Annotated in this window: 21 protein-coding genes; 9 read left to right on the top strand and 12 right to left on the bottom strand. The window is 63.5% G+C overall.

The window, feature by feature from the left end; genetic code table 11:
- Positions 1-33: 33 nt before the first annotated feature.
- Positions 34-903, bottom strand: a complete 870-nt coding sequence (locus CK501_RS04400; RefSeq protein ID WP_233128837.1) for a YicC/YloC family endoribonuclease — start codon at positions 901-903, stop codon at positions 34-36.
- A 129-nt stretch (positions 904-1032) separates the two neighbouring features.
- Here CK501_RS04400 and rph point away from each other — a divergent pair, with 129 nt between their 5' ends.
- On the top strand, positions 1033-1749 hold the full coding sequence (gene rph, locus CK501_RS04395) for a ribonuclease PH (RefSeq protein ID WP_095616481.1): 717 nt from the start codon (positions 1033-1035) through the stop codon (positions 1747-1749).
- Here rph and CK501_RS04390 read toward each other — a convergent pair whose 3' ends face one another.
- Positions 1750-2526, bottom strand: coding sequence for an exodeoxyribonuclease III (locus CK501_RS04390; RefSeq protein ID WP_095616480.1), 777 nt, complete (start codon positions 2524-2526; stop codon positions 1750-1752).
- A gap of 78 nt (positions 2527-2604) precedes the next feature.
- Here CK501_RS04390 and pyrE point away from each other — a divergent pair, with 78 nt between their 5' ends.
- Positions 2605-3252 (top strand): orotate phosphoribosyltransferase, encoded by a 648-nt coding sequence (pyrE, locus tag CK501_RS04385; RefSeq protein WP_202405495.1) that lies wholly within the window; start codon positions 2605-2607, stop codon positions 3250-3252.
- Between the two features lie 24 nt (positions 3253-3276).
- A complete protein-coding gene (locus tag CK501_RS04380) occupies positions 3277-3948 on the top strand; it encodes a DUF4124 domain-containing protein (RefSeq protein ID WP_095616479.1) in 672 nt (223 codons plus the stop codon).
- A gap of 67 nt (positions 3949-4015) precedes the next feature.
- On the opposite strand, the gene CK501_RS04375 is transcribed toward CK501_RS04380, so the two are convergent.
- Complete coding sequence (locus CK501_RS04375) at positions 4016-4438, bottom strand: hypothetical protein (protein ID WP_095616478.1); 423 nt, start codon at positions 4436-4438, stop codon at positions 4016-4018.
- A gap of 138 nt (positions 4439-4576) precedes the next feature.
- Between CK501_RS04375 and CK501_RS04370 the strand changes: the two genes are divergently transcribed.
- The 3 genes from CK501_RS04370 (at position 4577) to CK501_RS04360 (ending at position 8559) form a co-directional block, all read left to right on the top strand.
- Positions 4577-4930, top strand: coding sequence for a fibronectin type III domain-containing protein (locus tag CK501_RS04370; protein WP_095616477.1), 354 nt, complete (start codon positions 4577-4579; stop codon positions 4928-4930).
- Positions 4931-4942: 12 nt separating this feature from the next.
- Positions 4943-7675 carry a DNA polymerase I gene (gene polA / locus CK501_RS04365; RefSeq protein WP_095616476.1) on the top strand — a complete coding sequence of 911 codons (2733 nt, stop codon included), beginning with the start codon at positions 4943-4945 and terminating at the stop codon, positions 7673-7675.
- Between the two features lie 113 nt (positions 7676-7788).
- Positions 7789-8559, top strand: a complete 771-nt coding sequence (locus tag CK501_RS04360; RefSeq protein ID WP_095616475.1) for an adenosylcobinamide-GDP ribazoletransferase — start codon at positions 7789-7791, stop codon at positions 8557-8559.
- Here CK501_RS04360 and djlA read toward each other — a convergent pair whose 3' ends face one another.
- On the bottom strand, positions 8560-9324 hold the full coding sequence (djlA, locus tag CK501_RS04355) for a co-chaperone DjlA (RefSeq protein WP_095616474.1): 765 nt from the start codon (positions 9322-9324) through the stop codon (positions 8560-8562).
- 153 nt (positions 9325-9477) lie between these two features.
- Here djlA and CK501_RS04350 point away from each other — a divergent pair, with 153 nt between their 5' ends.
- A complete protein-coding gene (locus CK501_RS04350) occupies positions 9478-10395 on the top strand; it encodes an oxidoreductase (RefSeq protein WP_192497379.1) in 918 nt (305 codons plus the stop codon).
- A 4-nt stretch (positions 10396-10399) separates the two neighbouring features.
- On the opposite strand, the gene CK501_RS04345 is transcribed toward CK501_RS04350, so the two are convergent.
- The gene (locus tag CK501_RS04345) at positions 10400-12133 is read right to left on the bottom strand and encodes a bifunctional protein-serine/threonine kinase/phosphatase (protein ID WP_095616473.1); all 1734 of its coding nucleotides are present in this window, start codon (positions 12131-12133) and stop codon (positions 10400-10402) included.
- Between the two features lie 67 nt (positions 12134-12200).
- On the bottom strand, positions 12201-12959 hold the full coding sequence (locus CK501_RS04340) for a hypothetical protein (protein ID WP_095616472.1): 759 nt from the start codon (positions 12957-12959) through the stop codon (positions 12201-12203).
- 406 nt (positions 12960-13365) lie between these two features.
- Between CK501_RS04340 and CK501_RS04335 the strand changes: the two genes are divergently transcribed.
- Positions 13366-13917, top strand: coding sequence for a porin family protein (locus CK501_RS04335; RefSeq protein ID WP_095616471.1), 552 nt, complete (start codon positions 13366-13368; stop codon positions 13915-13917).
- A gap of 38 nt (positions 13918-13955) precedes the next feature.
- Here the strand turns inward: CK501_RS04335 and CK501_RS04330 are convergent, their stop codons facing one another.
- The 5 genes from CK501_RS04330 to CK501_RS04310 form a co-directional block, all read right to left on the bottom strand.
- Positions 13956-15014, bottom strand: coding sequence for a beta-N-acetylglucosaminidase domain-containing protein (locus tag CK501_RS04330; protein WP_095616470.1), 1059 nt, complete (start codon positions 15012-15014; stop codon positions 13956-13958).
- Positions 15015-15060: 46 nt separating this feature from the next.
- Positions 15061-15915, bottom strand: coding sequence for a universal stress protein (locus CK501_RS04325; protein WP_095616616.1), 855 nt, complete (start codon positions 15913-15915; stop codon positions 15061-15063).
- 32 nt (positions 15916-15947) lie between these two features.
- Positions 15948-17438: a SulP family inorganic anion transporter gene (locus tag CK501_RS04320; protein ID WP_095616469.1), complete on the bottom strand. Its 1491-nt coding sequence runs from the start codon at positions 17436-17438 to the stop codon at positions 15948-15950.
- Positions 17439-17537: 99 nt separating this feature from the next.
- Complete coding sequence (locus tag CK501_RS04315; protein ID WP_198949377.1) at positions 17538-18848, bottom strand: methyl-accepting chemotaxis protein; 1311 nt, start codon at positions 18846-18848, stop codon at positions 17538-17540.
- A gap of 89 nt (positions 18849-18937) precedes the next feature.
- The gene (locus CK501_RS04310; RefSeq protein WP_095616467.1) at positions 18938-19801 is read right to left on the bottom strand and encodes an MBL fold metallo-hydrolase; all 864 of its coding nucleotides are present in this window, start codon (positions 19799-19801) and stop codon (positions 18938-18940) included.
- Positions 19802-19940: 139 nt separating this feature from the next.
- Here CK501_RS04310 and CK501_RS04305 point away from each other — a divergent pair, with 139 nt between their 5' ends.
- Positions 19941-20732 carry a sulfite exporter TauE/SafE family protein gene (locus tag CK501_RS04305; protein WP_095616466.1) on the top strand — a complete coding sequence of 264 codons (792 nt, stop codon included), beginning with the start codon at positions 19941-19943 and terminating at the stop codon, positions 20730-20732.
- On the opposite strand, the gene CK501_RS04300 is transcribed toward CK501_RS04305, so the two are convergent.
- A complete protein-coding gene (locus tag CK501_RS04300; protein ID WP_095616465.1) occupies positions 20683-22920 on the bottom strand; it encodes an OsmC domain/YcaO domain-containing protein in 2238 nt (745 codons plus the stop codon). The two genes, CK501_RS04305 and CK501_RS04300, sit on opposite strands and share 50 nt — an antisense overlap.
- Positions 22921-22958 lie beyond the last annotated feature (38 nt).

Raw genomic sequence — 22958 nt, 5'->3', positions numbered from 1 at the left:
AAAAATAAAGCATTTGCAGAATAGAACAAAACACTACTCAACATTCTGTACTTGTTCGCGCATCTGTTCGATCAGCACCTTGATCTCCACCGCCAGGCGGGTCAGTTCCGCCGCCGTGGACTTGCTGCTGAGCGTGTTCGCTTCGCGGTTGAGTTCCTGCATCAGGAAATCCAGGCGCCGCCCCACAGGACCGGCAGATTCCAATGCCGCGCGCACTTCGGCCACATGGGCTTCGAGCCGGTCCAGTTCCTCTGTTACGTCCGCTTTCTGGGCCAGGATCGCGACTTCCTGCGCCAGCCGCTCATCACCGGGTTCAGCGCCGGATTCGGCCAGGCGCTCAACCAGCCGCTGCCGCTGTTGCTCGCGCCACTCGGGCATATTCCGGCGCAGTTCGGCCACATGGGCTTCGATGGCATCCAGGCGTTCCTCAAGCAGCGGCACCAGACGCTCGCCCTCGCGCCGGCGCTGCTCGGCCACTTCGTCCAGAGTAGCGTCCAGAAGCTCGTCCGCGGCGGCCACAATGGCCTCTTCCGGCAGCTCGCCACCGGCAAGGACACCCGGCCAGTTGAGCACCTCCAGCGGCGATACCGGGGCAGTGTCGCCAATTTCCTGCTCCACCCGCACCATGGCCTGGCGAAGCTGGCGCAGGGCGACCGGGTCCGGATCCTGACTGCGTGCCTGATCGGTGCCCTCAAGCCGGAACTGAAGTTCCACCCGCCCACGCGCAAGGTATTGGCCCAGGCGTTCCCGGTAGGCCATTTCCCGGGGGCGAAGTGCATCGGGCAGGCGCAATGACGGGTCGAGGTAGCGGTGGTTGACCGTACGGCACTCGCAGGTGAGGGTGCCCCATTCAGCCTGCGTCTGGCGCCGCACAAATGCCGTCATGCTGTTCAGTGTGGCCATCTCCACCTCGCTCCGATCCGGCACGAACCGAACAGTATACCATCGCTGACGGGCACGCGCCCGCACGCACCCTTCCCTGCCATGCTAGACTCCCCGCCCTGATCATCCATCAACCCCGGAGGAGCAAGCATGCGCCCCAGCGGCCGAAATCCCGATCAACTGCGCGATATCCGCCTGACCCGCCACTACACCAAGCACGCCGAAGGGGCGGTGCTGACTGAGTTCGGCGACACCCGCGTGCTCTGCACCGCCAGTGTTGAAAACAAGGTGCCGCCTTTCCTGAAGGGACAGGGCCAGGGCTGGGTAACCGCCGAATACGGCATGCTGCCCCGCTCCACCGGCGACCGTATGGGCCGCGAGGCCAGCCGTGGCAAGCAGGGCGGGCGCACCGTCGAGATCCAGCGCCTGATCGGGCGCTCACTGCGCGCCGCCGTGGACCTGGAGGCACTGGGCGAGCACAGCATCGTGATTGACTGCGACGTGATCCAGGCCGATGGTGGCACCCGCACCGCGGCGATCACCGGTGGTTGCGTGGCCCTGGTGGACGCCCTTAACACCCTGGTGGCCAACGGCCGCCTGAGCCGCAGCCCACTCAAGCAGATGGTCGGCGCGATTTCAGTGGGCGTCTATGACGGCACCCCGGTTCTGGACCTGGACTACCCGGAAGATTCCTCGGCGGAGACCGACATGAACGTGATCATGACCGACAGGGGCGGCTTCATCGAGATCCAGGGTACGGCGGAAGGCGAGTCGTTCGAGCAGCAGGAGCTGGATGCCATGCTGGGTCTGGCACGCAAGGGCATCAACGAGCTGTTCGAGGCCCAGAAGGCCGCGCTTGCCGGGTAATCACTCCGGCGAGATGCGGTAATCCATCACCACGGGCGCGTGGTCGGAGAACCCCGCGTCCGTGTCGATCCAGCCATCCTCAAGCGCATCGTGCAGGCCCGGTGTCAGCATCTGGTAGTCCGTCCGCCAGCCGGCGGCCCGACGCCAGTTGCGCGCCCACTCCGGCCACCAGGAGGCTGCCCTGTCATCCGCCTCCAGTGAGCGGAAAGCATCCAGGTAGCCCTGCTGGTTGAACAGCTCGTCCATCCAGGCCCGTTCATGGGGCAGGAATCCGGAAACAGGCTGGCGGTGGAAGAAGGAGTCGGCGTCCTCGTCCCGGTGGGCGGTGCGCAGATTGGCGCAGATGATGTACTGGCGCCGCTTCCGGGCGGTCTTGCCGGTATGGGTCAGGAAGGCCTCCATGAAGGCGTCGCGGGCCTGCTCCCCACCGGCCTCGTCGGCCGCCGGCGCCAGCACGGACGCCACACTCAGTTTCTGGAAGTCCGCCTGCAGATAACGGCCCTCCATATCCCCGGGCCCGTAGTTGAAGCCGTAGATGATGGCCTTGGGGAAATGCCGGGTGTAGAACCCCACACCGCCGCTTTCCGGATTCTCCGCATCCACGAACCAGGCCTGATAGCCCTCGGGAGTCAGCGCCGGATCATCCTCGATCTCCGCGACCCGCACCCGGTGATCCTGAACCGCCACCACGTCCGCATCCTGCTCCGCGAGCCACTCGAAAAACCCCTTGCTGATTGCCTCGCGCAATCCGTTGACACTGACTGTAACGACCCGCATAAATGATTCCAGTATCGATTTGTGTGTATCATACCCATGCTTGCCAATGGACAAAATACGCTGACCCCGAAGGCCCCTATGATCGAAACCTATCAGAGAGAGTTCATCGAGTTCGCCATTGCCCGCAAAGTGCTCCGCTTCGGGGAGTTCGAACTGAAATCCGGCCGCACCAGCCCGTATTTCTTCAATACGGGCCTTTTCCAGCGCGGCAGCGATCTGGCCCGGCTCGGCCAGGCCTATGCCCAGGCGCTGACACGCAGTGACCTGGAGTGCGACATGGTCTTCGGCCCGGCCTACAAGGGCATTCCCCTGGCCACCGCCACCGCCTCGGCACTGGCCACCCACCATCGCCTGGACCTGCCCTGGGCCTTCAACCGCAAGGAAGACAAGGCCCACGGCGAGGGCGGCGACATCGTGGGCGCCCCGCTGGAAGGCCGGGTACTGATCGTGGACGACGTGATCACCGCCGGCACCGCCGTGCGTGAATCCATCGAGCGCATCCAGGCCGCAGGCGCAACACCGGCCGGCGTCCTGGTGGCTCTGGACCGCCAGGAAAAGGGCCAGGCGGAACGCTCCGCCATCCAGGAGGTGGAGGCGGAATTCGACATACCGGTGGTGAGCATCATCAGCCTCGACCAGATCCTGGAATACCTGCGGGAACTGCCCGACATGTCGGACTACGCTGAAGAGGTGGCGCGCTACCGGGATACCTACGGCGTGGCGTGAGCACGCGGACTGGAGAGCCCCCCGATGCACCGATGGTTACTGACTGCACTGTGCCTGACCCTGACCGCGCCCGTCTTCGGCGAGATGTACCGGTATGAGACCGAGGAGGGCAGGACGGTCATGAGCAACACACTGCCCCGGGAAGCGCTCAAACAGGGTTATGAAGTGCTCAACAAAAGTGGCCGCGTCATCGAAAAGGTCCCGCCACCGCCGACCGAGGAAGAGCTGGCCGAACGCCGTCGGGAGCGCGAACGCCAGGAACGGCTCGAAAAGGAACGCGAGGAACAGAAAAAAGAGGACCGGCGGCTGCTGCGCCAGTACAGCTCACCGGATGACGCGGTGCGCGCCCTTCAGCGCAAGCTGCGCGAGCGCTTCGGAACCGTGCGCCTGAAGCTGGCCAACATAAAAAATATCGAAGGGCAGATCGCGAACCTCCAGAAACGTGCTGCCAACCAGGAACGTACCGGCCAGGAGGTTCCGGAATCCCTGCGTGAGAAGATGGAAACCCAGCGCGCGGAAAAAACCGCTCTGCTGAACGAGATCCAGCAAGAGATCAGCAGGGCGGAACAGACCCGTGAGGACTACCGGGACAAGATCAAACGCCTTGAGAAGCTGACCGGCAAGAAGCGCAGTTTACCCCTGACCATCCCGGAGGAAGAGACGGCCCGCGAGGAACTGGCCACGATGGGCGACTGACATTCCATAAAAAACGGGCAGCGGCTCGCGCCACTGCCCGTTCCATTTCAGCCCGAAGGCTGAGGCTTTACGCGGAAGCCTGACTCTCAGTCTGCTTCTTCGCGCCGCCGGTGCTCTTCTTGGCACCGCTGGACTGCTTGCTGGCGCTGGATGCGGACTTCTTATGGGCGCCGGACTGGGCACTGCTGGCGCTCTTCTGCTCAGCCTGCTTCTCAGCCGGAGCTGCTTCCTTGTCGAAGCGGCCGATCAGGCTGTTGGCATAGTCGCCCAGACGCTGGTTCCACACGCGCAGGGTTTCGTACGCGGTGTTGGCGTAGTCGTCGTGCTTGGCGCGCACGGACTTCACACTGTAGCTCTTGGCCTGCTGCTCAACCTTCTCGGCAAGTTCGAAGGGCCGCTCGGCCAGGGTCTTGTGCTGCTTCTCAACAGTGTTGATGCCCTTTTCGATCACGTCCTGTACCTGCTGCTGATAATCGCGGATCTTACTCATGATGAACCTCCTTTGAATGGATCATTCGGCGCGCCTGCGCCCATTGATTACTTCACCATGCACACTACGGGGAATAATTAGAATACACATACTAATGGTGTAAAAAAGCGGGTTGCAGTCGCCGGAAATAACCTCATAATGGCGTCCATGTTCGGATTCCGCCTGAGATTATACGCCCTGATCCCCGTCTTTCTGATTTCAGGGTGCGTGTCCAGCAGCGACGAGGACAACACCGTAACCCTGGGCTGGGAGGCACCGCTTACCCGCATCGACGGCAGCAAGCTCTACCCCGGGGAAATCGAGGGGTACCGGGTCTATTACCGCCAGTCGGGGGACCCCGACTTCGATGTCCAGGTGATTGAGCAAGCCGGCACCACTCAGTGGCAGCCCTCGCAGCTGCCCTCAGGGGAATACCAGTTCGCCGTCTCCACCCTGGATACCTCTGGACTGGAAAGCCCCCGTTCTGAAACACTCCGCGTTACCATACCCTGAAGCGACACCTCCATGATTGAGCTCAGCAAAGACCGCCCTGTCGTCCTAGTGGACGGCTCTTCCTATCTGTTCCGCGCCTTCCATGCCCTGCCGCCACTGACCACCTCCAACGGCCAGCCCACGGGTGCGGTCAAGGGCGTGATCAGCATGATCCGCCGGCTGCAGCAGGATTATCCCGGCTCCCCCATTGCCGTGGTCTTCGACCCCCGCGGCAAAACCTTCCGGCACGAGCTGTACGAGGACTACAAGGCCAACCGCCCGGAAATGCCCGAGGAGCTGGCCGGCCAGATCCAGCCCATCCACGCCATCATCCGCGCCATGGGCCTGCCGCTGCTGATCGAAGAGGGTATGGAGGCGGATGACGTCATCGGCACCCTGGCCAACGAGGCCACGGACAAGGGGGTGGACGTGATCATCTCCACCGGCGACAAGGACATGGCCCAGCTGGTCAGCGACCATGTCTCGCTGATCAACACCATGAATGAGACCACGATGGACCGGGAGGGCGTGATCGAGAAGTTCGGCGTGACCCCGGAGCAGATCGTGGACTACCTGGCACTGGTGGGCGATACCGTGGACAACATCCCCGGCGTAACCAAGTGCGGGCCCAAGACGGCCGTGAAGTGGCTCCAGCAGTACGACAACCTGGACAACCTCATGGCCCATGCGGATGAAGTGGGCGGCAAGATCGGCGAGAACCTGCGCGCGGCCCTTGACCAATTACCCCTGAGCCGGGATCTGGCCCGTATCCGCACGGAGCTGGACCTGGGCTACAGCGTGGAAGCGCTGGATCCTGAACCGGTGGACCGGGATCAACTGCTGGAGCAGTTCCGGGAGATGGAGTTCCGCGGCTGGATCCGGGAACTGGAAAACGGCGGCGGCGAGCAACCGCAATCCGACGCAGGCGAGAATCCGAACACCGCGAACACACCGGCGAGCACGGATTACCACACTGTCCTGGATCAGGAAGCGCTGGATGCCTGGCTGACCACGCTGCGCGATGCGCCGGCGTTCGCCTTCGACACGGAAACCACCAGCCTCAATTACATGGACGCGCGCATCGTGGGCGTTTCCTTTGCCGTCGAGTCCGGTACCGCCGCCTACGTGCCCCTCGGGCACAGTTATCTGGGCGCACCGGATCAGCTGGAATGCGACGACGTACTGGAGCAGCTGCGCCCACTGCTGGAGGACCCGGCACGGGTCAAGATCGGCCAGAACCTCAAGTACGACATCAATGTGCTGGCCAACCACGCCATCACCCTGCGCGGCGGCATCGAAGACACCATGCTCCAGTCCTACGTGCTGAACTCATCGGGCTCGCGCCACGACATGGGCACCCTGGCCCAGCGTTACCTGGAGCGCGAGGTCACCAGCTTCGAAAGCATCGCCGGCAAGGGCGCCAAGCAGAAACGTTTCGACGAGATCGAGCTGGAAACCGCCGCCCACTATGCTGCCGAAGACGCGGACATCACCTTCCAGCTGCATGAGACGCTGCGCCCGCGCCTGAAGGACGACCCGTCCCTGGAGTCGGTCTACCACGACATCGAGCTGCCGCTGGTGCCGGTGCTGGCCCACATGGAATACCGCGGCACCCTGGTGGATGCCAACCTTCTGGCCACCCAGAGCGGCGAACTGGCCGAGCGCATGAAGGCCCTGGAGGAGCAGGCCTGGGAGCAGGCCGGCGAGGAGTTCAACCTGGGCTCGCCCCAGCAGCTGCAGAAGATCTTCTATGAGAAGCTGGGCATGCCGGTGCTCAAGAAGACGCCCAAGGGGGCGCCTTCCACGGCCGAGCCGGTGCTCCAGGAACTGGCGGTGGACTACGAACTGCCGCGCGTGATCCTGGAGCACCGCAGCCTGAGCAAGCTCAAGTCCACCTATACGGACCGGCTGCCTGAGGTGATCAACGCACGCACCGGGCGTATCCACACCTCCTACCACCAGGCGGTGACGGCCACCGGGCGGCTCTCGTCCTCGGACCCGAACCTGCAGAACATCCCCATCCGCACCGAGGAGGGCCGGCGCATCCGCCAGGCCTTCGTCGCGCCGGAGGGCTACCGGCTGATCGCGGCGGACTATTCCCAGATCGAGCTGCGCATCATGGCGCACCTGTCCGGCGACCGGGGGCTGCTGAACGCCTTCGCCCATGGTGAGGACATCCACAAGGCCACGGCCTCGGAAGTCTTCGGCGTGGCGCGTCAGGACGTGAGTGACTCCCAGCGCCGGGATGCCAAGGCCATCAACTTTGGGCTCATCTACGGCATGTCGGCCTGGGGGCTGGGGCGCCAGCTGGGCATTCCCCGGGATGAGGCCCAGGGCTACATCGACCGCTATTTCGAGCGTTACCCCGGCGTGCTCGAGTACATGGACCGCATCCGCAAGACGGCCCATGACCAGGGCTATGTGGAGACGCTGTTCGGCCGGCGCCTCTACCTGCCGGAGATCAACAGCCGCAACGGTCAGCTGCGCCAGGGCGCGGAGCGCACGGCCATCAACGCACCCATGCAGGGCACGGCAGCGGACATCATCAAGAAGGCGATGGTGATGGTCGAGAATCGCATCGCAGACTCCGGGTTTGATGCGCGCATGACGATGCAGGTGCACGACGAACTGATCGTGGAGGTCCGGGAGGACCAGGTGTCGCAGTTGGGGTCGTTGCTTGAGGAGCTGATGAGTGGGGCGGCCCAGCTTGAGGTGCCGTTGCTCGTTGAGGCGGGTGTAGGGAAGAACTGGGACGAGGCGCACTGATTCCCGTCAGGGTCTAGATCGATGCACCGCCACTGTAGGAGCCTGCTTGCAGGCGATTCCTGTCTTATCGCGAGCAAGCTCGCTCCTACATGGGAAACAAACCGGGAATCATTATGAAAACCACCTTGCAGCACGAGTGGCAGGCCTTCTGGCTCTGTCTGGGATTCATCAGCCGTATTCCGATGCCGGTGCGGATTGATTATTCGCAGCAGCTGATGAACCAGAGCAGTATGTACTTCCCGCTGGCGGGACTGGTTCTGGGAGCGCTCTATGCTCTGGGGTACCAGGTGCTGGCGACGTTCTTTCCGCTGGTGGTAAGTGTCATCGGGGTGGTGATTTTCCACCTCTGGCTGACCGGCGCCTTTCATGAGGATGGGCTGGCGGATGCGGTGGATGCGCTGGGCGGCGGGTTCACGGTGGAGAAACGTCTGACCATCATGAAGGACAGCCGCATCGGGACCTACGGGACGGTGGCGCTGGTCGGGGCGCTGGCACTGAAGGTGGCGCTGCTGGTGGAGCTCGCGCCCCTGCCAATCTGGGTGGTGTTGCTGGTCACGCCGGCGCTGGCGCGCGTGACGCCGTTGTTCCTGATGGCGCTGATGCCCTATGTGACGGACACGGATACGAGCAAGACCAAACCGGTCGCGGATACGTTCCCGTTGCCCCGGCTGACGGTGGCCACGGTGTTCAGCGTGCTGCTGGCCGGGGTGGCTGTCTGCTGGCTGCCGGGATTGATGATGGCTTTCGTGGTCGCCACGGCCCTGGTCGGGCTTCTATGGGGCTGGCAGCTGCACCGGGCGCTGGGAGGTTACACCGGGGATGCGCTCGGCGCGGCCATCGTGCTGACGGAACTGGTGCTGCTGGCCCTTCTCGTGGCGCTGTAATCACGCCGCCTGTTCGCGCGCTTTCTTGATACGGTCGTACGCGTTGGCGATTTCCTGGGTCTTTTCTTCGGCCATCTCGCGCATGCTATCGGGCATGCCGCGCCCGGCCAGCTTGTCCGGGTGGTTCTCGCTCATCAGCTTGCGATAGGCCTTCTTGAGTTCGGCGTCGCTCGCCTCCGGGGAAACCCCCAGTACCTTGTAGGCATCCTCCAGGGACTGCTGCTGTTCCGCGGCACCGCCGGCGGCGCCACCGCGCAGCATGGCCTCGAGCTGTTCCACCTGGCTTTCCGACAGTCCCAGCCCACGGGCCACGCGCACCAGCATGTCATGCTCGTTCTCGTGCACTTCCCCGTCCGCAGCAACGGCGGCGACCTGCACCTGCAGGAACATCTGCAGCAGGCCGGACTGGCCACCACTGCGGCGCAGGAATTCACGCAGCTCGGCATCCAGATCGAAGTCATCGGCCTTACCGCGGTTGAAGGCGGCCTTGGCGGCTTCGCGCTGGCTTTCATTCAGATGGAAGCGCTCAAACAGGGCCTCGGCCACCTGGATCTCGTCCTGGGTGACAACACCATCGGCCTTGCAGACGGCCCCCATCACCGCGAAAACGGATTCCATGAAGCGCGACTGGACCTCACGTACGCGCCGGTACAGCTTCATGCGCCCCCAGTACACCAGGCCGCCACCAATGAGGGCGCCGATGAGGGCACCGGGCAGGCCGAAGGCCGACCCGATCAGGCCGCCAATCAGTATCGCAAGGAACATTCAGTCCATCTCCGTCGTTCGCTGGCAGAATCTCCGCCATGGTAAAGGAATGGCCGACCGGGGGACAGGCGGATAACAGGACCGACATGCCTGGCCCCGGCCTCTGCGCTTGTATAGGCTGATGCGGAAAGGAACCTACAGGAGGGACAATCCATGAGCCGCAACCCCATTCCATGGACGCCCGCGGACATTCCGGATCTCACGGACCGCACGGTGCTGATTACCGGTGCCAACAGTGGGCTCGGACTGGAATCCACGCGCAGGCTGGCCCAACGGGGCGCCCACGTCATCATGGCATGCCGCAACCGGGAGAAGGGGCAGTCAGCCATGGACCACATCCGGGCCCGTGCCCCGGATGTCGACCTCAACCTGATGCAGCTGGACCTGTCAGACCTGTCTTCGATACGGGACTTTGCCCAGCGCATCAACGACCACTACCCGAAGCTGGACATACTGCTCAACAACGCCGGCGTCATGGCGCCGCCCCTGCAGTACACCCGGGATGGCTTCGAGATGCAGTTCGGCACCAATCACCTGGGCCACTTCGCCCTCACCGGCCTTCTCATGGATCGACTGCGGGCGGCGGAGCGCGCTCGCGTGGTGACCGTCAGCAGCCTGGCCCACCGCATTGGCAGCCTCGATTTCGAGAACCTGGATGCCAGCAGGGGCTACCAGCGCTGGCGGTTCTACGGCCAGAGCAAGCTGGCCAACCTGATGTTCGCCCTGGAGTTTGACCGGCGGCTGCGCAGCGCCCGGGACACCATCCAGTCAATCGCTGTACACCCGGGCTACTCAGCGACCAACCTGCAGCGCACCATTCCCGGGCACAGCCTGTTCAACGCGGTGACCGCGCAGTCCCAGGAGAAGGGGGCCTACCCCAGCGTGTTCGCGGCCACCTCACCCCAGGCGGAGCCTGGCCAGTACTATGGCCCCCATGGTTTCCAGGAGCTCTGGGGCATGCCAGCGGAAGCCAATATAAGGCGACTGGCCCGCAACCAGGAAGTCGCCCACAAGCTCTGGTCCGTCTCCGAGGACCTGACCGGTGTCCGCTACGCCGACCTGGAGCGCTGAGCCGTCAGACAAACAGCAACACAAGGAGGGCCACCACCGCGCTCGCGAGGACCAGTGACATGCCCTGCCAGAAGCGCACCGGGTCCCTCTCCACAAGAGGCAGCGGGGCCTGGCTGTAGGCCTCGCGGCCGGGGTGGCGCAGGTTGAAGGTGAATTCCGAAAGGGCCTCGTAGCGCCTGTAGGGATCCGGGTGCAGTGCCTTCCGCAGCACTCCATCCAGCCAGACCGGCAGCTCCGGGTTATAGAGGCGCACCGACTGGTAACGCAGCCGGTGCATGGCAGAACGGCTCCGGGCCTTCGCCACCTCCGTACCGTAGGGCAGCTGGCCGGTCAGCATCTGGTAGGTGATCACCCCCAGGGAATAGATGTCCGAGCGCATCGTACCCTCACCCTCCAGGAAATACTCCGGCGCGGAATAGGCGGCAGTGCCCAGCGGGCCCTCATCGACGACCACCGGAACCATTTCCAGGACGCCCGGGACCCGGGTCGAGCCGAAATCAATCAGCTTGGCGGTGCCCTCCTGATCGATCATGACATTGGCCGGGCGCAGATCCCGATGCACCATCTCCAGGCGATGGAAGGCCTGCAACCCTCTGGCGACCTGTTCCACGATGTCCCGTACGGCCTCGAGTGTCGGCTGCGGGTTGTCGGTCATCCACTGGGCCAGGGTGCGCCCCTCAATGAATTCCATGACGGTGTAGAGGTAGTGCCGTTCCTGCTGCGGCGCACGGGCGCCGGCCACATGCGCATGATTGATGCGCTGGGCAATCCACTCCTCCATCAGGAAGCGTTCCACCTGCCCCGGGTCATCGCGCATCTCCGTGGCCAGTGTCTTGAGTGCGACCCGTTCGCCGGTCCTTTCCTCCACCGCCAGATAGACATGGCTGCGGGCGCTGGCATGGAGCTGGCGCTGCAGGCGATAGCCCTCGAATATCACGGGCGGGTCCAGCACCGGGGGAAACGGCAGTCCGATCAGGTTCTGTACGGCCTCCGCGGGCTGCGCCTGTTCCGGCACCGAATCAATGCGCACCACCTGCACGGTCAGATTGTCATCACTGCCCTCGTCGTAGGCCTGATCGACGATCTGGCGGGCCACCCCATCAAGGTCGCCCCCACCTCCGGCGATCATCCGCGCCATGGCGGCGGGCCTCAGGAATTCATGCACGCCATCGGTCGTGAGCACAAAGACATCACCGGGCTCGATGCGTACACGCTGGTAATCGATCTCCACTCGCTCATCCCCACCCATGGCCCGTGCCAGGTGGCTCTCCTCCGGGGAGACCCGGATGCGGTGATCCTCGGTGAGCTGCTCGAGCGTGCTGCCCTGGAGCCGGTAGATGCGGCTGTCACCGACATGAAAGAGGTGGGCGGAAGTGCCCTTCAGTACCAGGGCACTGAGGGTACAGACGTAGCCGCGATCCATGTCGTAGCGGTACTGGCTGCGGCGGGTCTGGGCGTGAAGCCAGGAGTTGGTGGCGGCAATCACCCGCTGGGCGGCGTTACTGACGGACCAGGCCTCGGGCGTGGCGTAATAGTCCTCGAAAAACCCGGTAACTGCTGCCTGGCTGGCCACCTGGCTGACATCACTGCTGCCGATGCCGTCTGCCAGGGCCACAGCGATCCCCTTGGTCTCCAGTTCCGACCCCTGTGGCCGGCATGCACCGTAAAAATCCTGATTAACGCCTTTGTGCCCCTTTCTGGAACACTGGCCAATGGAGACCGTCAGCCTGGATGCCATGAATGCGGAGCCACCCTGCCTTGCCGGGTGAATGACCCGGCAGTATATGCAAGTGCGATACCAGCGTTCAGGACGTCTCCAGCCAGCAGCGGTAGAACCAGGCCATCACACCGCCTTCCGAACGCCCGCGTTCGATCTCCTCACGATACTTGGCGACATCCTCACCGGCCGCTGCACGCTCCTGCAGCTGCTGCTGGAGACGCTGGTATTCACCGTCCGTCAGCGGTGGATGTTCCGAGGGCTTCATGTTGACGTAGGCCGCAGGCCCACCACCCAGACTGCACATGAGGTTACTGCCTGGATTGTTCCCAACCTCCTGCTCCTCGGCACCGGTGTCGGTCGCGGGCTCCGCGTCAGAAGCGGATGCAGTCTCAGTCTCAGTCTCCGGCTCCGGCTCCGGCTCGGATGAAGGCTCAGGTGCCGGCTCAGGCTCGGGTTCAGGCTGCGGTTCCGGTTCAGGATCGGACGCAGGCTCGGGCTCAGGTGCTGGCTCCGGGTCTGTTGAGGCGTCAGCCATCTGCTCATCATCCGCTGCTCCGGACGCCCCGGCCTCCGTGCTTACGGCTTCCTCTTCGGAAGCGGCTGCCGTCGCCTCTGTCGCGGTGTCCGTATCAGCCCCGGAGGTGGTGCTCTGGCTCTCCTCTGCTGCGGCATCGTCCTGACGATCCGGCTCCGCGGATTCCGATGCCTGCGCAGCCTCCGCCGTGTCCCGCGCTTCCATCTCCTGGGATCCGGTGGTGCGCTCGTCGGAATCCCATTGCCAGTAACCACCAGCGCAGCCCGTCAGGGCCAGCGACGCAATGACCAGTACCACCGTGTGTTTCATGTAAAGCCCCGTCGTATCGGATTATTGTTGGAGGTGACGCGCTATTGATGCATGCAGTAAAGCTCAGTTCTAACACGGACGCCAACAAGCCGGCGTGTCAGTGCGCACAGTTCAAGGCAACCGGCATGGGTTCCGGGGGTTGTTCCAGGCATTACAGGACGCACAGCGCCCTGTCAGACGTTAACCCCCCCCTTACCGTCCACAACCGGTCCCCCACCCCGCACAGCGCATGGTACCGCTTCTCCTCCCCGGATTAACCGGGCGCCTGTCCATTACCGCTGCCTGAATGGATTGTATTTTGGACAGCTGACTGCCCCCGGTAGCGTACGAGTCAAACAATGAAAAACAGGAAGACCTGAGGTGAAACAGAGCTCAAACCCAACTCCCGTCATGGAGGAAGCGAGTCATGAAACGCACCCTCAATATCGCAATCATCGGCATCAGCCTGTCGCTCGCCACACCAGTAGCTGTTTCGCAGACCAGTGGTGACCGTGAGATCCGCCCCTACCTGGGTGGCGGCATCGGTTACTACCGGCTGGACGATGAGGATTTTCTGAACGAGAACGACCGCCTCAAGGATGACCACAGTGCCTGGCGGGCCTTTGGCGGTGTCGAATTCGGCCGGATCTTCAGCCTCCAGGCCGGGCACATCGACTTCGGCGAAACCAGCGACGGCAACGCTGACATGGAGGCGGACGGCCAGACCATCTCCGGCATGGTGGCATTGCCGCTGACCGATACATTCGCGCCCTATGCGAAAGTGGGCAACCTCTCCTGGGACCGTGAACGCAGTCTGGGCCCAATCACCAGCAGTGACAGTGGCGATGATCCCTTCTATGGCGCCGGCGTCCGGTTGACCCTGACCGAGCACACGGACCTGCGCCTGCAGTATGAGCGCTTCACCCTCGAGGACACGGACCTGGACATGGCCTCCGCGGGCGTCCAGTACAACTTCTGATCAACCCAGCACCTGATGAATGAATGGAAGGGGTTGCCTCACAGCGAGGGCGCCCCCTCTCCACTGAACCGGCCGTCCAGCCATTCCACCACTTCCCTCGCCGCAGGATGATCCCATCCAGCATAGATGGAACGCAGATGCTGCTTCTGCACACTGCCCATTGCCAGCCCGGCATCCTGGAGTACGGGAAGATCCGCAAACAGCTGCGCCGCCAGGGACTCTCCGAGCACTTCCACCATCGCCGTGAGCGTGGATTCCATGTACTGGTAGGCCTCCCCCTGACGATAGCTGTCCGCCAGCGTGAGCGCGGGAATGCATGAAAGCGTGGGCTGCAGTGCGGGGTTGATGGCGTGGGCGGAACACAGCGGGCCCATCGCGGCCGGGCGGCCGGTGAATCCACGCAGGTGCAGGTGTTCCGCCATGGCGGCGCTGTCGTTCACCGGGTAGTTGTCCCACAGGAAGGGGCGGCGCTGGAGCTGGCCGCTCACCCGCTCAAGGTGGCCAGGGGACCACTGACGGGCGCAGACTTCCTCGCCCGCCCAGAAGACCTCGATACCGCTGTCGAGGGACGCGCCCAGTGTCTCCAGGTAGCCCTCGGGGCGGGTACCGAAGAGCGCATCCAGCATGGGGTCGTCGGAATAATAGCTCGGGCAGACAATGAGCCGCTCCGCGGCGGAATGCTCGCGCACCCAGTGCACCAGCTCCACCTGGCGAGCAGCCAGATCCGGCAGGTCCGCCAGCGCGTCATCAAACTGGATCACCAGATCCTGGACGCCAATCCCATCCAGGAACTGCAGCCGCTGCAGCAGGGCCTGGCGGATGACGTCGTCAAAGGCGTCCAGCGCCCCGAGCGGACTCAGGCCCACACCGAAGCGCACGCCCTGCGCGCGACAGGCCGAGGCAAACCCTTCCATATCGGCCCCGGCTTCCTCGGGCACGGGCTCGAACCACTGCTCCCGCAGCAGGGGATCGCCTTTGGGCGCGTAGATGTAGAACGAATAGCCATGCGGGCTCAGCCGCTCCATCACACGCCGGCGTGCCTCCCAGGACCAGAGCGGCCCGTAGAAGCCCTCGATGATGCCAAGCGGTGGCTGCATACGCCCTCCCGACGGTTCCGGTTGAGACACAGGCCCGGAGATAGAACTATCTGAGCAGCAACAACGGTATCCGGGTACGGCGCAGCATATCAGTGGTGGTACTGCCCACCAGCAGGTGGCGGATACGGGAATGGCCGTAGGCGCCCATCACCAGCATGTCGATGGCCTGCTCTTCCTGATAGGTGTGCAGTGTGCCTTCCACTTCGCCGGGGCGGATCGCACCCTCCGCCTGGTGGCCGGCCCCGCGCAGGGTCTCCAGGGCCCAGTCCAGATGAGAGCGGTTGTCGGCAAGGTCCGCGCCGACGATCACCACATGCACCGTCACCCCCTCGAACAGAGGACTCCGCGCCAGCATTTCCACACCCTTGCGGGTGGTCCTGCTGCCGTCAAAGGCGATCATCACCTTCTCGGGGCGCTGGAAGGCCGGCGGCACCATCAGTATGGGGCGGTGCAGGGTGCGGATGACCCGTTCGAGGTTGGAGCCGAGATGCTCACTGGCCTGATCAACGCCCTCGCCCCGCTTACCCAGCACCAGCAGGCGGATCTCATTCTGGAGTTCCTCCAGGGTCTCCACCAGGGTACCGTTGCGCTGGCGGGTGGCGGCCTCGGCCACACCGTCCTCAAGGGCACGCTCCTTCGCCGCCTGCAGCATGAGCCGCCCCTGCTCCTGGGCCACCCGGGCCCGTTCCTCATCAAGGCGTGAAAGCTCTTCCATCAGGTGCTCACGCGCCCCGAGGCTGAGGTTGCCGGAAAGATCCTGCTCCTCGGGGGCGGTATGATTGTCATTCACGTGCAGGAAGGTCAGCGGCACGCCCAGCGCCTGGCTGGCCCAGGCGGCACTGTCGCAGACCGCTTCCGAGAACTGTGAGCCGTCGATGGCGGCCATTACCTGTTCGGTCATGTCATTCCTGTTGTTGTTATCGCCCTGAGTCATCAGTGGCCTCCCATCAGTTTCTCGACCGCAGCCGGATCATCATGCACGGCATAGCGGTCGACGATGGTGGCGCTCGCCTCGTTGAGACCGATCAGCTCCACCGCTGTGCCTTCGCGGCGGAACTTGATCACCACCCGGTCCAGCGCCTCCACGGCGGTGATGTCCCAGAAGTGGGCTCGGGACAGGTCAATGGTGACCCGCTCCACGGTCTCCTTGAAATCGAAGGCGTCCATGAAACGCTCCGATGAGGCAAAGAATACCTGACCCACGACGCGGTAGATACGGTGCTCGCCCTCGTCGGTTTCCTCAGAGCCCACATACAGGATCTGGCCCACTTTATTGGCGAAGAACATCGCCGCCAGCAGCACGCCCACGAAGACACCGATCGCCAGGTTGTGGGTGCCCACGGTCACCGCCACCGTCGCCAGCATCACGATGTTCGTGCTCATGGGGTGTTTCTTCAGGTCACGGATGGATTCCCAGCTGAAGGTGCCGATGGACACCATGATCATCACCGCGACCAGGGCCGCCATGGGGATCTGCGACACCCAGTCCGCCAGAAAGACCACCATGATCAGAAGTGCCACCCCCGCAAACAGGGTGGAAAGGCGGCTGCGGCCGCCGGACTTGATGTTGATCACCGACTGACCAATCATCGCGCAGCCAGCCATGCCACCCAGCAGCCCAGAACCGATGTTGGCAATGCCCTGCCCCCGGCACTCGCGGTTCTTGTCACTCGCGGTATCGGTCAGGTCATCCACAATGGTGGCGGTCATCATCGATTCCAGCAGACCCACCACCGTCAGCATCAGCGCGGTCGGGAAAATGATGGTCAGGGTTTCCAGGTTGAGCGGGATGTCCGGCCACAGGAAGACCGGCAGGCTGTCCGGCAACTCGCCCATGTCACCCACACTGCGGATCTCCATACCGGTGATCATGTAGACCGCGGTCAGCACTACGATGCACACCAGCGGCGAGGGAATGGTGCGGCCAATGCGGGGCAACCACGGGAAGCCGTAGATGATGGCGAGGCCGGCCGCGGTCATGGCGTAGACGTGCCAGGTGACGTCCGTGAGCTCCGGCAGCTGGGCCATGAAGATCAGTATCGCCAGGGCGTTGACGAAGCCGGTCACCACCGAGCGCGAGACAAAGCGCATCAGGTCGGCGAGCTTGAGATAACCGGCGACAATCTGAAGCACACCGGTGAGCAGCGTGGCCGCCAGAAGGTACTCCAGCCCGTGCTCTTTCACCAGCGTGACCATCAGCAGGGCCATGGCCCCGGTGGCCGCCGAGATCATCCCGGGGCGCCCGCCCGTGAAGGCGATCACCACACAGATGGCAAAGGAGGCGTAGAGCCCCACCTTGGGATCCACACCAGCAATGATGGAGAAGGCAATCGCCTCGGGAATCAACGCGAGGGCCACGACGATGCCCGACAGTGCATCGCCCTTGAGGTTGGAGAACCAACCCAACTTTATCTTTTCGTACATGGTACAGCCTGATCCTGGGAAGGGAACGGAGGGGGCTGAGCCGGCTCCGTTAAAAGCGCGGCATCATACACGAAAAGGGGGCGGGTAGCATCCGGAGTTCTACTGGCCCCGGTTGATGCCCTCGACGGCATCCAGCACGCGCTGCGCACCACTGCGGATGTCGTCAACGATGGCGACGGCGTCGTTCATCTGGCTGCGACCCTCGGTGGCGACGGTGCCCACGCGGTCGATCTGGTTCTCAACGTCCGACGACAGCTCCACAATGGCGTTGATCACGCCCGAGATATCACGGCTCGCCTCGCGGGAGTTGAAGGCGAGCTTGCGCACCTCCTCGGCCACCACGCCGAAGCCACGCCCGTGTTCTCCAGCCCGTGCCGCCTCAACCGCAGCGTTCAGCGCCAGCATCTTGGTCTGCTCGGCCACACCGGAGATAGTGGTCACCATCTCCTCAATGCTTTCGGTCTTCTGGTTGAGCTGCTCAACCACACTCCTGACCCGTGCAACGCCGTCGTCGATCTGGGTCGATGTCTCCAGGGACTGGTTCAGGGATTCGCCGGCCCGCCGGGCGATGTCCGCCGTTTCCGAGGCGGTTGAAGAGGCCACCGACGCGGCCTCCTGGGTACGCAGGGACTGCTCCATGTACGCCGTGATGTCACTGGCGAACTTGACCACCTTCAGGGTGTTACCGGCTTCGTCCAGAACCGGGTTGTAGGAGGCCTCCAGCCAGACCTTGCTGCCGTCCGCCCGGCGCCGCTCAAACTGGCCTGTCATGAACTCGCCGTTGCCCAGACGCTCCCAGAAATCCGGATTCTGCTCGTAGAAGGCATCAAAGCAGAAGATCCGGTGATGGCGCCCTTCCACGTCCTGGGCGCGATAGCCGATCACATTCAGGAAGTTGTCATTGGCCTGGAGGATGGTGCCATCCGGCAGGAACTCGATCACCGCCATGGAACGGTTGATGGCATCGAACACGGCCTGCTGGTCCATGAGCAGTTCATGTTCCTCGGTCACATCCGATGCGATCTTCATGATCCGGCTAACGCGCCCCTGATCATCCAGAATGGGGAAATAGGTGGCGTCCAGCCAGATCCGATCACCGTTGGCCGTCACGCGGGGGAAGGTGCCCTTGTGCGACTGCCCGGAACGCAGCTGCTTCCAGAAATCACGGTATGCCCTGGATTCTATGTAATCCGCATCGCAGAAGATCCGGTGATGCGCCCCCAGCACCTCGTCGGCCTGGTAACCCACGGCGCTCAGGAAATGATCGTTGACGTCCGCAATGATGCCATCCGGCGTGAATTCGATCTTAGGGATGGACGACTCGATCGCCGCCATGCGCGCCGCCAGCGCGGCATCACTGTGCCCTGTATCGCTAACCGGGTGCTTGCTTCCGGTCTCTGTTGAAGCCACTGGATCACCTGCCTTTACACTGGCTGTTTACTGAACCTGTGGCCTTTTACGCGGCTGCGGCAGGAAGAGTTCAGACCGCCAACAGAACGTTACACCAGCGGCTGCCAGACGTGGGGCAGGAAGCGGTAGCCCTTTCCGTCCACGGCGACGTAGCCCACCCCGGGGAAGTCGACGTGATGACCGCCGACCAGCTCCCCGGACTCAGCCACCTCGGCCATGATCCGCTGCCGGGTGGCCGCGGCCTGGTCCGGATCCACATCAAAGGCGACCGTGGCATCCGGGCGCGGGAACTGGATGTGCGGCAGGTGGACGATGTCCGTCCAGAGCAGCACCCGGTCCTCACCGGAGAACACACGATAGCCGGAATGGTCCGGCGTATGGCCCGGCAGCGGTACACGCGTGATGCCCGGCAGCACATCCGTGCCCTCCAGGCGCTGCATCCGGGAGCCCATGGCGGCGAGTACGCGGTGCGCCGCGTGGAACTGGTTCGTCAGCATGCCGGAGGCGTCTTCCGGAATGTCGCCACCCCAGTAGTCCAGCTCACCGGCCGGAACCAGAATCGCCGCGTCCGGGAAGACCGGCTGATCCTGCGTATCGATCAGTCCACCGACGTGATCCGGGTGCATGTGGGTGATCAGGATGGTATCGATATCAGCTGGCTTTACGCCGATGCGCTCCAGCCCCTCCATCAGGTAGGGACCGGCATCCCCGGCAAAAGCCCCGATACCGGTATCAACCAGGACGGTCCGGTCACGGCCCTGGAGCAGGTAAGCGTTCAGGGTGACCCGGGGCGGCGTGGGGCGGCGGCTTTCCGTGTGCAGGCGCTGGACCTCCTCCTCGCTGATGGACTGGATCAGCCCGAAGCTGCCCTCCATCTGGGCATCAAGCAGGGTGGTCAGGATGAAATCACCGATGCGCATCTGGTGGACGTTGGCGGGCTGGCGCTGGGTCATGGTGTCACTCGGGGTCGCAGCGTTGGGATCGCCATTCTCTCAGCCAACCCCCGTGCATCATAGTCCACTGCTGCAGCCCCCACTGAGCACGATCTTTCTTTACAATGCGCCCTTTCCCATTGCCTGACCCGAGAGAGCCATGGCTGAGCTGACCACACTGCAGTACGGGCTGATCGCGCTGATCTTCGTCTGGAGCGGGTTCGTCCGGTCCGGGCTGGGCTTCGGCGGAGCCGTGCTCTCACTCCCCTTCCTGCTGCTGGTCCACAATGAGCCGCTGGTCTTCCTGCCGATCATCTCCGTGCAGCTACTGGTCTTCGCCTCCCTGACCATCGCCCGGAACAACCGGGCCGCTGCCCTTAACGCGCCGGAGAGCCACGGAGGCACAGTGAACTGGCGTTACCTGGGCCGGATCCTTGCGATCATGATCGTGCCCAAGATCATCGGGGTCCTGGGGCTGATCACCCTGCCCAATACGATCATGAGCCTGATTATTTTCGGGATTGTCTCAGTCTACTCGCTGTCCTACCTGCTCAACCGCCCCTTCCGGAGCAACAGCCGGACCCTGGATGTGGTGTTCCTGGTGCTGGGCGGCTACATCAGCGGTACCTCGCTGATCGGTGCGCCGCTGATCATCGCGGTGGCCGCGCAGCATCTTGAGCGCCATCAACTGCGCGATACGCTGTTCGCGCTCTGGTTCATCCTGGTCACCATCAAGATGGCCGCGTTCATCTACGCCGGGGTGGATCTCCAGCTGATCCACCACACCTGGCTCCTGCCCTGCGCCGCACTCGGCCACGTGCTCGGGCTCTACGCGCACGACCGCATCCTGAAAGCGGAGACGCCGATCTTCTACCGGGTGCTGGGTGGCGTGCTGCTGACCATCAGTGGCGTTGGGCTGTGGCAGAGCCTTGGGCAGCACCTGGCTGGCTGACGCGGGGCTGAATACCGCCGCTGGCCCGGGCCGCGTGCAGCTTGCGATAGCTTTCCAGCATCCGCTGGTGTTTTTCCAGGCCTTCCAGCTGCGTGTCCGTTGGCGTCAGCCCGTGGAAGCGGACGCTGCCGTCCACCGAGCCAACCGCCGCCGCCATGGTGTCCTCGCCAAACATCCGCCCGAGGTTGTACCGGTAATCCGCCAGTGACAGCTCATCATCCAGGGTGATTTCCAGCACCGCCTGGACCGCCCGGAAGAACAGGTTGCGGGTGACGTGGTTGTCGTTGAACTGGAGGAACATCTCCACCAGATCCAGCGCCTCCTCATGCTCCTGCAGCGCCAGATGGATCAACAGCTTGAGCTCCAGAATGGTGAGCTGCCCCCAGACACTGTGCTCATCGAACATCACCCCGATCAGGGTGCCGATGCCGGTATAGATATCAATGTCGCTGTCATCCAGGCGCTCCACCAGCGCCCGCAGCTGGTCGTCCTGCAACCGGTGCAGGTTCAGGATATCCTCGCGGAAATCCAGCGCCATGTTGGTGTTGTCCCAGACCAGGTCCTCCACCGGGTAGATCTCGGAATAGTCCGGCACAAGGATCCGGCACGCGGGCAGCCCAAGCTCCTCGTACATGGCCACGTACACTTCCTTGCCCATGTCCCGGAGGATGCCAAAGAGGTGGTCGGCTTCTTCCCCGCTGGTCCCGGAGAAATCCCATTCGCAGAACGCGTAATCCGAGCGGGCACTGAAAAAGCGCCAGGACACCACGCCACTGGAATCGATGAAGTGTTCCACGAAGTTGTTGGGCTCGGTGACGGCCATGGAATTGAAGGTCGGCAACGGCAGGTCATCCATGCCTTCAAGGCTGCGACCCTGGAGCAGTTCCGTCAGACTGCGTTCCAGGGCCACCTCGAAGCTGGGGTGCGCACCGAAGGAGGCAAAGACGCCACAGGTCTGGGGGTTCATCAGCGTGACGCAGGCTACCGGGTAGCGGCCGCCCAGCGAGGCATCCCTGACCACAACCGGAAAGCCCCGGGCCTCCAGCGCCTCAATGCCTTCCTGGATGTGCGGGTACTTCGCGAGCACCTCCTGGGGGATTTCCGGCAGCGCCATCTCCTGTTCGATGATCTCCTTTTTCACCGCCCGCTCCAGGATCTCGGACAGGCACTGGACCTGGGCCTCATGGCGGGTGTTGCCGGCGCTCATGCCGTTGCTCAGGAACAGGTTCTCGATCAGGTTGGACGGGAAGTACACCGTCTCGCCATCCGACTGGCGCACGAAAGGCATGGCCACAATACCCCGGTCACGCCGCCCGGAGTTGGTATCGATCAGGTGGGAACCGCAGAGCTCGCCATCGGGGTCATAGATGGCGCGGCAGTGCTCGTCCAGAAGGCCTTCCGGCAGGCGGTCATCGGAGCGCAGCGGGAACCAGCGTTCATCCGGGCGGTGCACGAAGTCACTGCCGGCAATCGCCTCGCCCCAGTAGAAGTCGTTGTAGAAGAAGTTGCAGCTCAGCCGCTCAATGAACTCCCCCAGCGCTGAGCAGAGAGCGCTTTCCTTGGTGGCCCCCTTGCCGTTGGTGAAGCACATGGGCGAGGCGGCATCCCGGATATGCAGGGACCAGACGTTGGGAACGACGTTGCGCCAGGAGCCCACCTCGATCTGCATGCCCAGCTGTTCCAGGATGCCGGTGATGTTGGCAATGGTGTCCTCCAGGGGCAGGTCCTTGCCCGGGATGCGGGTCCGCTCCCCGTCCGGCTGGATGGTCAGCAGCGCCTGGGCGTCCTCGTCCAGATTGTCCACGGCCTCGATCTCAAAGGTGGGGTCGTTCTGCACCACCCGTTTCACGGTGCACCGCTCCGCGGAGCGAAGGATGCCCTTGCGGTCCTTCTCGGACAGATCCTCCGGCAGCTCCACCTGGATCCGGAAGATCTGGCTGTAGCGATCCTCCGGATCCACGATGTTGTTCTGGGACAGGCGGATCTTCTCGGTGGGAATATCACGCGCCAGGCAGTAGACCCGGATGAAATGGGCGGCACACAGCGCCGAGGACGCCAGGAAGAAATCAAAGGGACCGGGGGCTGAGCCGTCACCCTTGTAACGGGCGGGCTGGTCGGATATTACGCTGAAATCGTCGAATTTCGCCTCAAGACGGCGGTTTTCGAGGAAGTTGACCTTGATTTCCATGAACGGTACCGGGTTGTTGGGTGGAGCGGGTGCAGAAG

The sequence above is a fragment of the Halovibrio salipaludis genome, from assembly GCF_002286965.1.
Lineage (GTDB): Bacteria > Pseudomonadota > Gammaproteobacteria > Pseudomonadales > Oleiphilaceae > Halospina > Halospina salipaludis.
Note: the sequence above shows the minus strand (reverse complement) of the source record. Positions and strands in the feature narration are given on the sequence as shown.

Coding starts and splice junctions, on each gene's coding strand:
- CK501_RS04360 (WP_095616475.1), top strand. CDS start 7,789: ATGAAAACCACCTTGCAGCACGAGTGGCAGGCCTTCTGGCTCTGTCTG.
- djlA (WP_095616474.1), bottom strand. CDS start 9,324: ATGTTCCTTGCGATACTGATTGGCGGCCTGATCGGGTCGGCCTTCGGC.
- CK501_RS04345 (WP_095616473.1), bottom strand. CDS start 12,133: ATGGCATCCAGGCTGACGGTCTCCATTGGCCAGTGTTCCAGAAAGGGG.
- rph (WP_095616481.1), top strand. CDS start 1,033: ATGCGCCCCAGCGGCCGAAATCCCGATCAACTGCGCGATATCCGCCTG.
- CK501_RS04320 (WP_095616469.1), bottom strand. CDS start 17,438: ATGTACGAAAAGATAAAGTTGGGTTGGTTCTCCAACCTCAAGGGCGAT.
- CK501_RS04370 (WP_095616477.1), top strand. CDS start 4,577: ATGGCGTCCATGTTCGGATTCCGCCTGAGATTATACGCCCTGATCCCC.
- CK501_RS04300 (WP_095616465.1), bottom strand. CDS start 22,920: ATGGAAATCAAGGTCAACTTCCTCGAAAACCGCCGTCTTGAGGCGAAA.
- pyrE (WP_202405495.1), top strand. CDS start 2,605: ATGATCGAAACCTATCAGAGAGAGTTCATCGAGTTCGCCATTGCCCGC.
- CK501_RS04375 (WP_095616478.1), bottom strand. CDS start 4,438: ATGAGTAAGATCCGCGATTATCAGCAGCAGGTACAGGACGTGATCGAA.
- CK501_RS04325 (WP_095616616.1), bottom strand. CDS start 15,915: ATGACCGAACAGGTAATGGCCGCCATCGACGGCTCACAGTTCTCGGAA.
- CK501_RS04400 (WP_233128837.1), bottom strand. CDS start 903: ATGGCCACACTGAACAGCATGACGGCATTTGTGCGGCGCCAGACGCAG.
- CK501_RS04380 (WP_095616479.1), top strand. CDS start 3,277: ATGCACCGATGGTTACTGACTGCACTGTGCCTGACCCTGACCGCGCCC.
- CK501_RS04330 (WP_095616470.1), bottom strand. CDS start 15,014: ATGCAGCCACCGCTTGGCATCATCGAGGGCTTCTACGGGCCGCTCTGG.
- CK501_RS04305 (WP_095616466.1), top strand. CDS start 19,941: ATGGCTGAGCTGACCACACTGCAGTACGGGCTGATCGCGCTGATCTTC.
- polA (WP_095616476.1), top strand. CDS start 4,943: ATGATTGAGCTCAGCAAAGACCGCCCTGTCGTCCTAGTGGACGGCTCT.
- CK501_RS04390 (WP_095616480.1), bottom strand. CDS start 2,526: ATGCGGGTCGTTACAGTCAGTGTCAACGGATTGCGCGAGGCAATCAGC.
- CK501_RS04350 (WP_192497379.1), top strand. CDS start 9,478: ATGAGCCGCAACCCCATTCCATGGACGCCCGCGGACATTCCGGATCTC.
- CK501_RS04310 (WP_095616467.1), bottom strand. CDS start 19,801: ATGACCCAGCGCCAGCCCGCCAACGTCCACCAGATGCGCATCGGTGAT.
- CK501_RS04335 (WP_095616471.1), top strand. CDS start 13,366: ATGAAACGCACCCTCAATATCGCAATCATCGGCATCAGCCTGTCGCTC.
- CK501_RS04340 (WP_095616472.1), bottom strand. CDS start 12,959: ATGAAACACACGGTGGTACTGGTCATTGCGTCGCTGGCCCTGACGGGC.